This is a genomic window from Sphingomonas kyeonggiensis, from assembly GCF_014204495.1.
GTDB lineage: Bacteria > Pseudomonadota > Alphaproteobacteria > Sphingomonadales > Sphingomonadaceae > Sphingomonas > Sphingomonas kyeonggiensis_A.
The window spans coordinates 686,249-701,527 of sequence record NZ_JACHLN010000003.1; the positions used below are offsets into that span (position 1 = coordinate 686,249).

General features: G+C 67.6%; 16 protein-coding genes. 9 read left to right on the forward strand and 7 right to left on the reverse strand.

The window, feature by feature from the left end; translation table 11 throughout:
* The first annotated feature begins 83 nt into the window (after window positions 1-83).
* Window positions 84-755, forward strand: coding sequence for a TetR family transcriptional regulator (locus HNP52_RS17250; RefSeq protein WP_184168849.1), 672 nt, complete (start codon window positions 84-86; stop codon window positions 753-755).
* On the opposite strand, the gene HNP52_RS17255 is transcribed toward HNP52_RS17250, so the two are convergent.
* From HNP52_RS17255 to HNP52_RS17285, 7 genes are all read right to left on the reverse strand, one after another.
* On the reverse strand, window positions 744-1,787 hold the full coding sequence (locus HNP52_RS17255; RefSeq protein WP_184169274.1) for a rod shape-determining protein: 1,044 nt from the start codon (window positions 1,785-1,787) through the stop codon (window positions 744-746). The two genes, HNP52_RS17250 and HNP52_RS17255, sit on opposite strands and share 12 nt — an antisense overlap.
* 190 nt (window positions 1,788-1,977) lie before the next feature.
* The gene (locus HNP52_RS17260) at window positions 1,978-2,586 is read right to left on the reverse strand and encodes a hemerythrin domain-containing protein (protein WP_184168850.1); all 609 of its coding nucleotides are present in this window, start codon (window positions 2,584-2,586) and stop codon (window positions 1,978-1,980) included.
* 62 nt (window positions 2,587-2,648) lie between these two features.
* Complete coding sequence (locus HNP52_RS17265) at window positions 2,649-3,446, reverse strand: pyrroline-5-carboxylate reductase family protein (protein ID WP_409372645.1); 798 nt, start codon at window positions 3,444-3,446, stop codon at window positions 2,649-2,651.
* The gene (locus HNP52_RS17270) at window positions 3,443-3,943 is read right to left on the reverse strand and encodes a YbjN domain-containing protein (protein WP_184168851.1); all 501 of its coding nucleotides are present in this window, start codon (window positions 3,941-3,943) and stop codon (window positions 3,443-3,445) included. Before HNP52_RS17270 ends, HNP52_RS17265 begins: the two co-directional genes overlap by 4 nt.
* 106 nt (window positions 3,944-4,049) lie before the next feature.
* The gene (locus tag HNP52_RS17275) at window positions 4,050-4,343 is read right to left on the reverse strand and encodes an accessory factor UbiK family protein (RefSeq protein ID WP_184168852.1); all 294 of its coding nucleotides are present in this window, start codon (window positions 4,341-4,343) and stop codon (window positions 4,050-4,052) included.
* Window positions 4,344-4,362: 19 nt separating this feature from the next.
* A complete protein-coding gene (locus tag HNP52_RS17280) occupies window positions 4,363-4,920 on the reverse strand; it encodes a TspO/MBR family protein (RefSeq protein ID WP_184168853.1) in 558 nt (185 codons plus the stop codon).
* A 91-nt stretch (window positions 4,921-5,011) separates the two neighbouring features.
* Window positions 5,012-5,746, reverse strand: a complete 735-nt coding sequence (locus HNP52_RS17285) for a TlyA family RNA methyltransferase (RefSeq protein WP_184168854.1) — start codon at window positions 5,744-5,746, stop codon at window positions 5,012-5,014.
* A 103-nt stretch (window positions 5,747-5,849) separates the two neighbouring features.
* On the opposite strand from HNP52_RS17285, the gene HNP52_RS17290 reads away from it, so the two are divergent.
* The 8 genes from HNP52_RS17290 (at window position 5,850) to HNP52_RS17325 (ending at window position 15,239) form a co-directional block, all read left to right on the forward strand.
* Window positions 5,850-6,314, forward strand: coding sequence for a lysozyme (locus HNP52_RS17290; RefSeq protein ID WP_311768508.1), 465 nt, complete (start codon window positions 5,850-5,852; stop codon window positions 6,312-6,314).
* A gap of 315 nt (window positions 6,315-6,629) precedes the next feature.
* A complete protein-coding gene (locus tag HNP52_RS17295) occupies window positions 6,630-7,307 on the forward strand; it encodes an alpha/beta hydrolase (protein WP_184168856.1) in 678 nt (225 codons plus the stop codon).
* A 163-nt stretch (window positions 7,308-7,470) separates the two neighbouring features.
* Window positions 7,471-8,451, forward strand: coding sequence for an alpha/beta hydrolase (locus tag HNP52_RS17300; protein ID WP_184168857.1), 981 nt, complete (start codon window positions 7,471-7,473; stop codon window positions 8,449-8,451).
* A 244-nt stretch (window positions 8,452-8,695) separates the two neighbouring features.
* Complete coding sequence (locus HNP52_RS17305; RefSeq protein WP_184168858.1) at window positions 8,696-9,082, forward strand: MerC domain-containing protein; 387 nt, start codon at window positions 8,696-8,698, stop codon at window positions 9,080-9,082.
* Between the two features lie 38 nt (window positions 9,083-9,120).
* Entirely contained in the window at window positions 9,121-9,579 is a 459-nt protein-coding gene (locus HNP52_RS17310) for a Fur family transcriptional regulator (RefSeq protein WP_184168859.1), read from the forward strand.
* An 84-nt stretch (window positions 9,580-9,663) separates the two neighbouring features.
* A complete protein-coding gene (gene dxs / locus HNP52_RS17315; protein ID WP_184168860.1) occupies window positions 9,664-11,589 on the forward strand; it encodes a 1-deoxy-D-xylulose-5-phosphate synthase in 1,926 nt (641 codons plus the stop codon).
* 108 nt (window positions 11,590-11,697) lie between these two features.
* Window positions 11,698-14,052 carry a penicillin acylase family protein gene (locus HNP52_RS17320; RefSeq protein ID WP_184168861.1) on the forward strand — a complete coding sequence of 785 codons (2,355 nt, stop codon included), beginning with the start codon at window positions 11,698-11,700 and terminating at the stop codon, window positions 14,050-14,052.
* Window positions 14,049-15,239, forward strand: coding sequence for a serine hydrolase (locus HNP52_RS17325; RefSeq protein WP_184168862.1), 1,191 nt, complete (start codon window positions 14,049-14,051; stop codon window positions 15,237-15,239). The genes HNP52_RS17320 and HNP52_RS17325 overlap by 4 nt, the downstream gene beginning before the upstream one ends.
* Window positions 15,240-15,279 lie beyond the last annotated feature (40 nt).

Here is a 15,279-nt window from a genome sequence, read left to right on the forward strand (position 1 = left end):
TGTGCAGGCAGGGGCTTGCCTGCCGGTCCGGAAAATACGACTAGTTCGTCAGGTTTGACTATTCGCATTGGCTGGAACACCGCATGCCCCCTGCCCGCACCACCCGCGTCGCCTCGCGGAAAGAGCCTAGACAGGCCCGCTCGAACCAGCTGGTCGAGGCCGTGCTGGATGCCGCTGTTCAGGTTTTGACGAAGGAAGGCGCACAGCGTTTCACCACCGCGCGAGTCGCCGAACGGGCGGGCGTGAGCGTCGGCTCGCTCTACCAGTATTTCCCCAACAAGGCGGCGATCCTGTTCCGCCTGCAGAGCGACGAATGGCAGCAGACCTCGGCGATGCTGCGCGCGATCCTGGAGGATGCAAGCACCCCGCCGCTCGGCCGCCTGCGCCGGCTGGTCCACACCTTCATCCAGTCCGAATGCGAGGAAGCGGCGATCCGTACCGCGCTGACCGACGCCGCCCCCCTGTATCGCGACGCGCCCGAGGCGATCCACGCCCGGGCGGAGAATGCCGGCATCTACGACGCCTTCCTGCGCGAGGCGCTGCCCGGTACGGCCGAGGAGGAACGGAAGCTGGCGTGTGGCCTGATCAAGATGACGCTGAGCGGCGTCGGCGAGCGCTTCTCACAGACCCCGCGCACGGAGGCGGAGATCGCGGGCTGGTCGGACGCGCTGGCGGACATGCTGTGCGGCTATGTGGAAGGGCTGGCTACGGGCATCCCGGCCGCACAGGGCCGGGACAACCAATCAGGTGGATGACATTGCGCCCCGATAGACCGGATCCTCAAGCGCACGCCCCGCACCCATAGCCACGCACATCAGGGCATTCTCCGCAACCACGACTGGCAATCCGGTTGCCTTGGACAGCACATCGTCAAGATGCGCGAGGAGGCTGCCGCCACCCGTCATCACGATACCCTGATCGAAGATGTCGGAGGCCAGTTCCGGCTCGGTTTTCTCCAGTGCGGAATGCACCGCCTCGACGATCTGGGCGGTCAGGTCCGCAAGGGCATTTGCGATCTCGCCCTGGTTCACCTCCACTTCGGAAGGCATGCCCTTAACCAGATCCCGGCCCCTGACTTTCGTGGTCTGGCCGATGCCGTCCTCCGGAAGCCGGGCAGTGCCGATCTCGACCTTGATCCGCTCGGCGGTCGCTTCGCCGACCATGAGATTGTGCTTGCGGCGGATCGCGGAGGCGATCGCATCGTCCATCCGGTCTCCGCCGACACGAATGGATGCGCTATAGGCCAGGCCCTTCAGGGACAGGACGGCAACCTCGGTCGTGCCCCCACCAATGTCCACGACCATGGCGCCGAGCGGTTCGGTGATCGGCAAGCCGGCGCCGATCGCCGCTGCCATGGATTCCTCGATCAGATAGACCTTGCCGGCGCCTGCATTGGTGGCCGCTTGCTGGATGGCACGCCGTTCCACCTGGGTGGCGCTGCTCGGGATGCTGATCGCGATCTCCGGTCGGCGCCCGATCCGCACCGAACGGCCGCGGACCTTGTCGATGAAATATTTGATCATCTGCTCGGCCACGTCGACATCGGCGATCACGCCATCGCGCATCGGGCGGATCGTGCGGACGTTGTCGGGCGTCTTCCCCAGCATCAGCTTCGCTTCCGCGCCGACCGCCCGGACACGCGAGATGCCAGCTGTGGTTTCCATCGCAACCACCGAGGGCTCGCTGAGGACGATCCCGCGGTCCCTCAGATAGATGACTGTGTTTACCGTGCCGAGGTCAATCGCAAGATCGTAGGAACCGCTCGAGAAAAGACGAGAAAATCGCATCAAATTCAATCTGTTGGCACAAAATTCGCCTCACAGGATTGCAAGAGGCGACATCGGTTGCGCGGGCCCGTGCGGTGAGCCGGTGCCGGACGCGGGTCAACTCGTTATCGGCTGAATGACCGCCTGGGGCGCCGACACGAGTATGGCCGGGTGGCGCCCCTTTCCTCGCCCCTGCGGAGCGAGAGGCCTCTCACGCCACCTTGAACCCCTCCTTGTTCATCGTCAGCGTCAGTGCCTTGTTCTTCTCGTCGCTCAGCTGGGCGCGGAGCATCGGGAAAAGGCGCATTTCCTCTTCGGCCATATGCTCCTCGATCTCGCCGCGGAACTGGCGGATTTTCGCGATCCAGTCGGGCGAGGCGGTGGGCATGTTCTCCAACTCGTAGAGATACTGCTTCACATAGCCATGTTCCTTGGTCAGCTCGTCGGCGGCCTGCTTCTGGCCAGCCTCGCGCAGCGCCGGGTAGATGACATTCTCCTCCTCTACCGCATGCTTCATCAGCGCGTGCTTGAGGTGCGCGAGCAGCAGGTTGCGCTTCGTCGTCGAATGCTCGTCGGTGGCCTCGATCTGGTCGAACACCTTGCGGACCGCCTCATGCTCGGTGGCAAGCGCTTCGTCCCAATTGCCGGCCAGCGCCGTGGGTGCCTGGACCACCGCCTTGCGGCCGAGCAGCGCCAGCATGCCCAGCGCCATGCCGCCGGCGGCGGCGCCGGCGATCACGCCGAGATTGTGCGTCGTGCTCGTGCGCTTCGAACCGGTGAAACGGCCCTTGCTGTCGCGGGTCGCGGTGGTGGTCGTCATGGCTACGCCTCCAATGTTTCGCTATCAGCGCAACAACGGAGGAATGCGGCCGGCGTTCCAGCCTAGCCGCGGGCTTCTGCCGCCATTTCGGCGTTACGCCGGGCGGAAGCGGTGAGCGTGGCGAGCAGCAGCCTCTTCAGCGCATCGTCGGCATCGAGCACATCGAGCCCCTTGCGGGTGGATCCGCCCGGGCTGGCCACCCGGTCCGCCAGCACCGCCGGCGAGACGTCGGCAGCGCCCGCGAGCAGGCCCGAGCCCTCCACCGTTGCGATGGCGAGCCGCTGGGCCTGATCCTCGGGAAGCCCGAGCGCGGCGCCGGCCGAGGCCAGCGCGTCGATGAAGCGATAGACGAAGCCGGGTCCGCAACCCTCGAGCGCAGTGACCACGTCGAACAGCTTCTCGTCGGCGATCCATTCGACCAGCCCGAGCGGCCGCATCAGCGCCTCGACCGACCCGTTGGCGGGCCCGTGCAGCGCGACCACGCCCTTGCCGATCGCGACCGGCAGATTGGGCATGACGCGGATGATCGCTCCCGCATCGAAACGCGATGCGAGCGTGGCGACTTCGACGCCGGCAAGGATGGAAAGCAGCAGCGGCACGCCGGCGATACGGGCGCCGTGCGCTTCGGCGATCAGGTCGAGCTGCTGCGGCTTCATGCCGAGCATCACGGCGTCGGGCAGCGGGCCTTCGGGAAATGCGCGGCCCTGGCGGACACCTTCGGGCAGTTCGCGGTCCTGGCGGTTGACGACGAAGACATTGGTGGGGTCGATCGTCCCCGTTTCGATCCAGCGGCGCAGCATCGCGCCGGCCATGTTGCCGCAGCCGACCAGCCACAGGCGGGCCGGCGGAGCGGCGCTCACGCTTCGCCCTGCGTTTCGATCAGGGCGGCGGCCAGTGCCTCGGCCGGGGTCTTGCCGCCCCACAGCACGAACTGGAAGACGGGGTAGAAGCGCTCGCACTCGTCAACGGCGCTTTCGACCAGCAGCTCGGCCTGGGGCAGGCTGAGCGTCGGCTCGTCGCCGTCGATCATCGCGGCGTGGCGGAACAGCAGGATGCCGCTCTGCGACCAGAGCTCGAAATGACCGATCCACAGCTGCTCGTTGACCAGGCCCACCGTCTCGTACAGCGCCATGCGGCGCTCGTCCGGCACCCGGATATCCGGGAATGCCAGGAACTGGAGCACGCCGTCGTCCTCGCGCCAGATCGCGCGAAGTTCATACTCCGTCCAGCTGCCTTTGACCTTCGCCACGATCTCGTCGTCCTCGCGGCTGTGGGTCCAGCCATGGGCGGCGAAATAGCTTTCGAGCATGTCGATAGGGGCTGCGTCGTCGCGGTCGAATTCCGCTTCGTCGAGCATCAGTTTCTCCACTGGGGCCGGATTGCTTGGCCAGAATCTGCCAATCGCACCGGGCCCGCACAAGCGCAGGGTTCGCAACCCTGCGCAAAAGCTGTGGACAAGGTGTTTATGCCTGTCCCTCAGTCTTTTTAGGCGATTTCGCCGCCTTGGGAGCGGCCGCGAGCTGCGATTCCAGGGCCGCCAGGCGTGCGGCGAGGGATTCGTTCTCGTCTCGGGCGGCCACCGCGATTGCCTTCACGGCTTCGAATTCTTCGCGCGAAACGAAGTCCATCCCGCCGATCCACTCGCGGGCACGCTCGCGCGCGGCGCCTTCGGTCTCACGGGCGACGCCGGCCAGCGTGCCGGCCGCGCCGTTCACGAACTTCACGAAATCGTCGAACAGGCGGTTGTCGGTCTGCATATTCGTGTTCCTTACGCGATCACTTGATCTGTATTTCGTCAGTCGGACGCGCGGATACAAGGCTTCCGGCATTCGGGTTGAGCTCGTGGATCTGATAGAGAAGAAAGCCTGCGAACGCGATCCAGGCGAGATACGGGACCAGCAGCACCGCCGCGAAGGTGCGGATGCGGCCGAAAAGGATGAAGGTGACCAGCGCCAGCACGAACAGCGCGCCGATGATCGCCAGCGCCGCCACGACCTGGTGCATGCCGAAGAACACCGGCGACCAGGCCAGGTTCACCGCCATCTGCACCGCGAAGACGACCAGCGCCGGCCCGCGCAGCGCCGATCCGCGCGCGTTGATGATCATCGCCAGCGCCAGCCCCATCAGCACATAGAGCGTCGTCCAGGCGACCGGGAACGCCCATTCGGGCGGCATGATCGCCGGCTTCACCAGCCGGGCGAACCAGGGATTGTCGCTGCCCGAGGGCGCCAGCCGCGCCGAAGTGATGCCCAGCAACAGGATGAACGGCACCGTGACCACGGCCCATCGCAGATAGGCGAGCCTCAGCTGCCCCTTCGATGCGATTTCCCTCAATGCGGCCTCCGGTTATGTGTGCGGCGAAAGGGCTATGTTGCAGCGCGCCGAAACGCAAGCGTTGCCATATGGGGTGTCCACAGCTTGTGTCTCAGCCGCGGGTCGCCCCGATCAGGAATTCGACATTGCCCTCGGGCCCGGTGATCGGGCTGGTGGTGATGCCGGCCACCGTCCAGCCCTGCGCCGCCACCCAGTCAGTCACTTCGCGGCAGACGCGTTCGTGCACCGCGGCATCGCGGACCACCCCGCCCTTGCCGACTTCGTCGCGCCCCGCCTCGAATTGCGGCTTGATCAGCGCGACCAGATGCGCGCCCGGCCTGGCGAAGCGGAACGGCACCTCGAGCACCTTGGCGAGGCTGATGAAGCTCGCGTCGCAGACGATCACGTCCACTTGTTCCGGAATATGCGCTTCGGTGAGGATGCGCGCGCTGGTCTGCTCGTGGACGATCACGCGGGGATCCTGGCGCAGCTTCCAGGCGAGCTGGTTGGTGCCGCTGTCCACCGCATAGACGCGCGCGGCGCCCTTGCTCAGCAGCACATCGGTGAAGCCGCCGGTCGAGGAACCGACGTCGATCGCGACCGCACCGGTCACGTCCCAGCCGAAATGCTCGAGCCCGTGCGCCAGCTTGATCCCGCCGCGCGACACCCAGGGATGGTCGCGCCCCTTCACGTCGAGCACGATCTCCTCGGGGAGCTGCTGGCCGGGCTTGTCGACCTTGCGATCGCCGGCAAAGACCAGGCCGGCCATGATCAGCGCCTGGGCGCGGGTACGGCTCTCGGCCAGGCCGCGATCGACGAGCATCTGGTCGGCACGTTGCTTGGGCATGCAGCGCCTTTAGGTCCAACCGCTTCGGATGCAAAGCCGCGGGTCTTCGCAAACCGGCTGGGGCACTATGGGCACGGGCCAAGAGACAAGGGAGAGCATCGCCGTGACGCCCAGCCAGAATTGCATCGCGCTCGTCCAGGAGTTCGAAGGCTGCGCGCAGAAGCAGCCGGACGGCAGCTTCAAGGCCTATCCCGATCCCGGTACCGGCAAGCTGCCCTGGACGATCGGCTGGGGCTCGACGGGCGCCGACATCGTCGAGAACACGGTGTGGAGCCAGGCGCAGTGCGATGCCCGGCTGGAGGCAAACCTCACCAGCTTCTCCGCCCAGGTCTCGTCGCTGCTCGGATCGGCCCAGACCAGCCAGAACCAGTTCGATGCCCTGGTCGACTTCGCCTATAATATCGGCGTCGCCAATCTGGAGAGCAGCACGCTGCTGCGCCTCCACAAGGCCGGCGACTATGCCGGTGCCGCGGCGCAGTTTCCGCTGTGGGACCATGCCGACGGCAAGGTGCTCCCCGGCCTGCAGAAGCGGCGGGCGGCGGAGCAGGCGCTTTACGAGAAGGCCTGAGGCGTAGGGACGCGGCGCTCTCCTACTCCCCTACCCGGCTTCCTACTCCCCTCCCTGCAAGGGAGGGGTTGGGGGTGGGTTGCGCCTCCGCTCTTCCGGAGGCGCCCAGCGAGACGGTTGCCGTGAAAAGAAAAGACCGGGCATCGAGCCCGATCTTTTCTAACCCACCCCTAACCCCTCCCTTGCAGGGAGGGGGATTCCGAGCCCCCCAACAACTCAGCGCAATCGGACTTCGATCCGGCGCAGGGCCTATTGCCTATCTATCTAGTGGGAATAAGTTGGCGCTCCGGCCTGCCCTCCCTTGGAGTGCAATTGATGAGTATCTTTGCTCCGTTTGACGATCATTCGCCGATCGTTCTCACCGTCCCCGGGCTCGGTGGCTCGGGGCCCTCACATTGGCAGACGCTCTGGGAGCAGTCGCGCCCCGATACCAGCCGAGTCGAGCTCGGCATGTGGAATACCCCCCATCGCAACGCCTGGGTGACCAGGCTCGACCAGGCGATCCGCAGCGCGCAGGCGCCGGTGGTGCTCGCCGCGCACAGCCTGGGCTGCCTTGCCGTCGCCTGGTGGGCCGAGCTTTCGCCCCAGCCGTTCGGCTGGCCCGTCGCCGGCGCGCTGCTGGTGGCCCCGGCGGATGTCGACCGGCCGGACGTGAAGTCCGAGCTGGCGGGCTTCTCCCCCGCCCCGGCCAGGCCGCTGCCCTTCCCCTCGATCACCGTCGCGAGCCAGGACGATCCCTGGATCTCGATCGAGCGCGCCCGCGATCTCGCCAAGCGCTGGGGCAGCTTCTTCGTCGATGCGGGCCCCCAGGGCCATCTCAACGCCGCCAGCGGAATCGGCTGGTGGCATGAGGGACAGGAGCTGCTCGACCGGGTGCTCGACGCCGCATCGGACCGCAGCGGCCGCGTCCGCTCCGCCGCCGATGCCCGCTCGATCCTGGCGATCAACGCAACCGAGGCTGCCCAGGCCCATTATCTGGGGAGCCATGCGTGAAGAATCGGCGGGCGGCCGGTGCTTTCGGCTGCCCGCCTCTGGTAACTGCCCGCAAATCCTCTACATAGGAAATGCGGGCGTGGCCGGGTGACGTACCCTAGAGCGTCACCCGGCCTACCCGCGCCCCTTTCCCTTACGTCCTGCTTGCGGTTAGACCGGCGCCATGGATCGCCGAGACCTGCTCGCCGCCGCCGGAATTGCCGGCCCGTTGCTGCCGCTTGCCGCACGGGCGAGCGCACCGCCACCCGCCGGCCCGGCCATTCCCGATGCCAGCTTCCCGCTCTGGCCCGGCGAAGCGCCCGGGCTGCTCGACAAGGCCCTCCAGGACCATGTCGTGGTCCGCAATCCCGACCCCGCTTTCCCCGATCGCGCGATGGACCACATCCGCACGCCGCGGCTCGACGTGTTCCGCGCGAAGGAGCCGAAGGGCGCCGCGATGCTGGTCATCCCGGGCGGCGGCTATGCCCGGGTGGTGGTCGACAAGGAAGGCTATGAGCTTGGCCCCTGGCTCGCCGCGCGCGGGATCACCGCCTTCGTCCTGTTCTACCGGCTGCCCGGCGACCCGTGGCAGGACCCGAGCAACGTCGCGCTGGCGGATGCCCAGCGCGCGATGCGGCTGATCCGCCACCAGGCGGCGAAGTGGAAGGTCGACCCGAAGCGCGTCGGCGCGATGGGCTTCTCGGCCGGCGGCCATCTCTGCGCCGATCTCGCCACCCGCTTCGACCGCAAGGTCTATGCGCCCGTCGATGCTGCCGACGCGCTCGACGCGCGGCCGATCCTCGCCGCGCCGACCTACCCGGTCGTCTCGATGGACCCGGGCTTCGCGCACATGGGCTCGCGCACCCAGCTGATCGGCAAGGATCCCAAGCCCGAACTGGCCGCCGAGCATTCGCCCGAGCGCCAGGTTACCCCGAACACCCCGCCCTGTTTCCTCTGCCATGCCGAGGATGACGCGACGGTGCCGGTGCAGAACGCGCTGGCGCTGCGCTCGGCGCTGGTGGCGGCGAAGGTGCCGGTGGAGACGCATCTGTTCGAACAGGGTGGGCACGGCTTCGGCTGGGGCAAGCGCACCGAAGGCAAGCCGGCGCATCTGTGGCCGGAGCTGTTCCTTGCCTGGGCCAAGGGGCATGGGTTGCTGGGGTAGCAGGGCTCAACATTCCCCTCCCTGCAAGGGAGGGGTTAGGGGTGGGTTAGAAAAGGTCGGGCTCGATGCCCGGCCTTTTCTTTTCCTCGAGCCGGTGCGCAGGGCTCCCCCGGCCTTCGCCGGGGTCGCAACCCACCCCCAGCCCCTCCCTTGCAGGGAGGGGAGTAAGAGCGGGGATGACGGCCCATTCATTTTCGCCGCATGTTATGTTGTATCTTTAACCTGCTTGCCCTATATCGCGCCCATGCCGGTGAGTCTTCCGCTAGCCCGTGTATGGGGCAATCTTGATGGGCGCCTTGATCGCATCGCGATCGGGGTCAGTGGTCTTTGCCTGGTCCACTGCGTCACCACGACCATCCTGCTCACCATCATTTCCTCGGCCGGCGGCCTGCTCAACCCGGCGATTCACGAAGTCGGCCTCACGCTTGCGATCGGCCTCGGTGCCTTCGCGCTGGTCCGCGGCGTGATGTCGCACGGCTATATGGCCCCCGCGATCGTCGGCGCCTTCGGGCTCGGCATCATGGCCGGCGCGCTCTCGCTGCCGCATGGCGACTTCGAGATCTTCTGGACGCTGGTGGGCGTCAGCCTCGTCGCGCTGGGACACGACCTGAACCGGCGCGCCACCTACTGAATCTTGCCGCGAGGCCCCCGCGGGCCTACATTATAGCCATGCACGCGCACGATCATCATGAGCATCACGGCAACGACCTGACCAAGGCCGCACAGACCACGCTGGAGAAGTCCGGCGAGCAGTGGACGGCGATGCGCGAGCGTGTGTTCGAGGCACTGGCGGGCTTCGACAAGCCGGCTTCGGCCTATGACATCGCCGAGGCGGTCTCCAAGGCCGAGGGCCGCCGAGTCGCGGCCAACAGCGTCTACCGGATCCTCGACCTGTTCGTCGGATCGAACCTCGCCCGCCGGGTGGAGAGTGCCAACGCCTATATGGCGAACACGCATCCCGACTGCCTGCACGACTGCATCTTCCTGGTCTGCGACAATTGCGGGCAGACCACGCATATCGACGACGACTCGATCACCAAGACGGTACGCGCCGCCGCCAAGGGCGCGGGCTTCTCGCCCGAGCGCCCGGTGATCGAAGTGCGCGGCAAATGCGCGGATTGCGACTGATCGCACCCGGTGCGGCACCGCTGCACCAAAAATCCATGACCGCAACGTTCGACTTCGCGAAAACGGAGGAGTAAGGGCAGTCGGATGGCCGATCTACCCAGCACCCCGCTGCTCGATACCGTCGACACGCCCGATGCCCTGCGCAAGCTCCAGCCGCACCAGCTCCGCCAGCTCGCCGACGAGCTGCGCGCCGAGACGATCTCCGCCGTGGGCAGCACGGGCGGGCACCTCGGCTCGGGCCTGGGCGTGGTCGAGCTGACCGTCGCCATCCATTACGTCTTCAACACCCCCGACGACCGGCTGATCTGGGACGTCGGGCATCAATGCTATCCGCACAAGATCCTCACCGGCCGCCGCGACCGCATCCGCACGCTGCGCCAGGGCGGTGGCCTGTCGGGCTTCACCAAGCGCAGCGAGAGCGAGTACGACCCGTTCGGCGCCGCGCACAGCTCGACCTCGATCAGCGCCGCGCTCGGCTTCGCGGTCGCCAACAAGCTCTCGGACAAGCCCGGCAAGGGCATCGCGGTGATCGGCGACGGCGCGATGAGCGCCGGCATGGCCTATGAGGCGATGAACAATGCCGAGGCGGCGGGGAATCGCCTGGTGGTGATCCTCAACGACAACGACATGTCGATCGCGCCGCCGGTGGGCGGCCTCTCCGCCTATCTGGCACGGATGGTGTCGTCGTCCGAATATATGGGGCTGCGCAGCCTGGCGAAGCGCGCGATCCGCAAATTCTCGCGCCGGCTGACCACGGCGGCGGGCAAGACCGAGGAGTTCGCCCGCGGGCTCGTCACCGGCGGCACGCTGTTCGAGGAACTGGGCTTCTATTATGTCGGCCCGATCGACGGCCATAATCTCGAGCACCTGATCCCGGTGCTGGAGAATGTCCGCGACAGCGCGGAGGGGCCGATCCTCATCCATGTCGTCACCAAGAAGGGCAAGGGCTATGCCCCGGCCGAGGCGGCGGCGGACAAGTATCACGGCGTCCAGAAGTTCGACGTGATCACCGGCACCCAGGCCAAGGCGCCGCCGGGCCCGCCTGCCTATCAGAACGTCTTCGCCGACCAGCTGATCAAGGATGCCGAGAGCGATCCGCGGATCGTCGCGATCACCGCCGCCATGCCCTCGGGCACCGGCGTCGACCGCTTCGCCAGGGCGTTCCCCGACCGCACCTTCGACGTCGGCATCGCCGAGCAGCATGCGGTGACCTTCGCCGCCGGCCTGGCCGCGCAGGGGATGCGGCCGTTCTGCGCGATCTACTCGACCTTCCTGCAGCGCGCGTACGACCAGGTCGTGCATGACGTGGCGATCCAGAACCTGCCGGTGCGCTTCGCGATCGACCGCGCCGGGCTGGTCGGCGCGGACGGCGCGACGCATGCGGGCAGCTTCGACATCACCTATCTCGCCACCCTGCCCAACATGGTGGTGATGGCCGCGGCCGACGAGGCCGAGCTGGTCCATATGACGCATACCGCGGTGCTGCACGACAGCGGGCCGATCGCGCTGCGCTATCCGCGCGGCAACGGCACCGGCGTGGCGCTGCCCGAGGTCGCGCAGCGGCTCGAGATCGGCAAGGGCCGCATCGTCCGCGAGGGCAAGACCGTGGCGATCCTCTCGCTCGGCACCCGCCTGGCCGAAGCGCTCAAGGCCGCCGATGTGCTGGAGGCCAAGGGTCTTTCGACCACCGTCGCCGACCTGCGCTTCGCCAAGCCGCTCGACGAGGAGCTGATCCGCCGCCTGCTCACCACGCATGAGGTGGCGGTGACGATCGAGGAAGGCGCGGTCGGCGGGCTCGGCGCGCATGTGCTGACCATGGCGAGCGACCAGGGGCTGATCGATGCCGGCCTCAAGCTGCGCACGCTGCGCCTGCCGGACGTGTTCCAGGACCAGGACAAGCCCGAGCTGCAATATGCCGAGGCGGGACTCAACGCCGACAACATCGTCGACACGGTGCTCAAGGCGCTGCGCTGGAACGAGGCGGCGGTGACCGACGGGGCGCGGGCCTGAGGTTCTTCCGATAACCCCAGGTTATGTCCGTCGAACGCCTGTTCCGATGGACAGCGCCGCCCGCGCGGACCAGCATCCCCGGCCAAAGCGTAACCCGGGGATTGTCCAATGCTGAACCGCCGTGCCTTCCTGCTGAGCTCCGGCGCGGCTTTGCTCTCCGGGGGTGCCGCAACCGCAGCCGTCACCCGGCAGCAGCAGCAGCGCGTCCGCGGCGCCAGCGCACCGATCGAGATCGTCGACGACCTCTGGGGCACGCCGCATATCCGCGCCGCCACCATCCCCGATGCGTTCTTCGGCCAGGGCTATGTCGTCGCGCGCGACCGGCTGTTCCAGATCGACCTGGCGCACCGCCGCGAACTGGGGCGGCTTGCCGAAGCGTTCGGGCCGAGCTTCGCCAAGCATGACGCAAACGCGCGGCTGTTCCACTATCGCGGCGATATCGATGCCGAGCTACGCCGCGTGCCGGCCGATGTGCTCGCCTGCGCCAGGGCCTATGTCGCCGGGATCAATGCGCGCATCGAGGAAGTGATCGCCAACCCGGCGCTGCTCCCGCTCGAATATCGCATCCTGCAGATCATGCCCATCCGCTGGGACCTGCGCGACATGGTCCGCGCCCGCGAGGCCGCCGGCGGCAATGTCGATGACGAGATCCGCCGCGCCCGCCTGGCAGCGATCGGGATGCTCGATCTCGACGCGATCGTCGCCCCGCTGCGCCCGGCCTGGAAGATGGCCGTGCCCGAGGGGCTCGACACCGCCGCGATCAGCCCGGCCGATCTCGGGGTGCTCAATATCGACGGACTGCCCTGGGCCAACCTCACCGGCCAGGACCCCGCCGCCGCACAGGCCGAGCGCGCCAATGCCGGCAGCAACGCCTGGACCGTCTCGCCGTCGCGCACCGCCAGCGGCCGGCCGATCCTGGCCAATGATCCGCATCTCGGCATCGGCGGGTTCAGCCCGCGCCACAATGCCCATCTGACCGCGCCGGGGCTCGACCTGATCGGCGGCGGCGCGCCCGGCCTGCCCGGGATCATGCAGGGCCATACCGACCGCTTCGCGTTCGGCCGCACCAACTTCCATATCGACCAGGGCGACTTGTTCATCCTCGAGCTCGATCCCGCCGACCCCGAGCGCTACCGCCATGACGGCGGCTGGAAGCGGTTCGACAAGGTCGAGGAAGCGATAGCGGTGAAGGACGGCGCGCCGTCCACGGTGACGCTGCGCTATTCGGTGCAGGGGCCGGTGATCTCGTACGATCCGGCCAAGCGCCGCGCCACCGCGCTCGCCACCATCGCGATGCAGCCGGGCGGCGACGGCGCCTTCGCGATGATCGCGATCAACCTGGCACAGGACTGGAAGAGCCTGCGCAAGGCCTTCGAGCTCCACCCCTCGCCGACCAATTTCCACTATGCCGATGTCGACGGGAACACCGGCTGGCAGGTGATCGGCTTCGTGCCGGTGCGCAAGAAGGGCGACGGGCTGCTGCCCGTGCCGGGCGACGGCCGTTACGACTGGACCGGCGTGCGCAAATACGAGTCGCTGCCGAGCGAGTACAATCCCGCCAAGGGCTGGTTCGCCTCGGCCAACCAGAACAACCTGCCCGCCGACTGGCCGCGCGACCGCATCCCCGCCTTCTCGTTCCGCGATCCCTATCGCTATGATCGGATCGCCGAGGTGCTGACGTCGCAGCCCAAGCACACGCTGGCCGACAGCGTCGCCCTCCAGCACGACACGCTCTCCACCCCGGCGCGCCAGTTCCAGGCGCTGCTCCCGCAATCCCCCTCCCCCGCCGCCAAGCCGGCGGTGGACATGCTGCGTGGCTGGGACGCGCGGATCGACCGCGACAGCGGTGCCGCCGCGCTGTTCGAGGCGGTGTGGCGCGAGGCCGGCAAGCGGATGCTCGCCGCGATCGTCCCCGCCCGGGCAAAGGGGCTGGTCACCAGCATCGCGCCCTCGATCCTGCTCGACGCCCTGGCAAAGCCGGACAACCGGCTCGGCCCCGATCCTGTCGCTGCCCGCGACGCGCTGCTCGACGCCGCGCTGGTCGCCGGCTGGGGGGCGATCCGCGACAAGCTTGGACCCGATCCCGCTGCCTGGCGCTACGGCGCGCTCCACCAGGTGCGGCTGCGCCATCCGCTCTCGGCGATCCCCGCCATCGCCAGGGCCTTCCCGGCGATCGAGGGCGAGGGCTCGGGTGGCGACGGCTACACGGTGATGGCGCGCTGGCTCGGCTCCGGCCCCGGCTGGCAGGTCGGCGGCGGCGCGAGCTATCTGCAGGTGATCGATGTCGGCGCCTGGGACAATTCGCTGATGCTCAGCCTGCCCGGCCAGTCGATCGACCCGCGCTCGCCGCATTATCGCGACCAATATGCCAATTGGGCGAATGGCCGGATGCAGCCCATGCCGTTCAGCCGCTCCGCGGTCGACGCCCGTGCCGCCACCCGCACCACGCTGAACCCGGCATGAGGGCCGCCGCCGCTCTCCTGCTCGCGCTGAGCGCCGCGCCCGCCGCGGCGCAGGATCGCGGCTTCGACAAGGCGGTCGCCGAGTTCCGCGCGCTCCACCGCGCCGAAGTGGCGAAGGCCGGGATCGCCGGCAGCGGCTTCTATGTGATCCGCGACGGCCGCACGGTGGTGGCGGACCATCTCGGCGAGCAGGATGCCGATGCGCATGTGCCGGTCGACGCGCAGACCATCTATCACTGGGCATCGATCACCAAGACGATGACCGGGATCGCGATAATGCAGTTGCGCGACCGCGGCCTGCTCAAGCTCGACGACCCGATCATCCGCTATGTGCCCGAACTCGCCCGGGTCCATGACCCGTTCGGCGATGTGTCCGAGATCACCATCGGCCAGCTGATGAGCCATAGCGCGGGCTTCCGGAACGGCACCTGGCCGTGGCGCAACAAGCCCTGGCAGCCCTTCGAGCCGCCCGCCTGGGAACAGCTCAAGGCAATGCTCCCCTATACGGAAGTGCTTTTCAAGCCGGGCAGCAGGTTCAGCTATTCCAACCCCGGCATCGTCTATCTCGGCCAGGTGATCGAGCGGCTCTCGGGCGAGGATTTCGAAGTCTATATCGACAAGAACATCCTGCGCCCGCTCGGCATGCACGCCAGCTATTTCGACCGCACCCCGCCCTTCCTCCTGCCGCACCGCTCACACAGCTATTACATCGAGAACGGCAAGCGCGTGGCCGCGCCCTTCGATGCCGATACCGGGGTGACCGTTTCGAACGGCGGCCTCAACGCGCCGCTGCCGGACATGGCGAAATATGTCGCCTTCCTGCTCGGCGACCCGAAGCGGCCCGACTATGACCTGGTCCTCAAGCGCGCCTCGCTCGACGAGATGTGGCAGCCCCGGATCAGCGCGGGTGAGGATTTCACCCAGGGCCGGATGGCCAGCACGACCTGGAGCGGGCTGTCCTTCTTCGTCGATCGGACCGACGGCATCCGGATCGTCGGCCATAATGGCGACCAGAACGGCTTCCGCGCCTATCTGAGCCTGTGCCCGGACCAGCATCTCGGCACGCTGCTCACCTTCAACACCGAGACGCGCGGCGCCGAGAATGCGCCGGGCAACCGCGACATGCCGGAGTCCCGCGTGGCGCTGGCGACGGATGGGCTGTGCAAGGCGGTTGCCGCGAAGAAATAGTCGAGGATTTGCGAGTAGCTGTTCCCCGGCGAACGCCGGG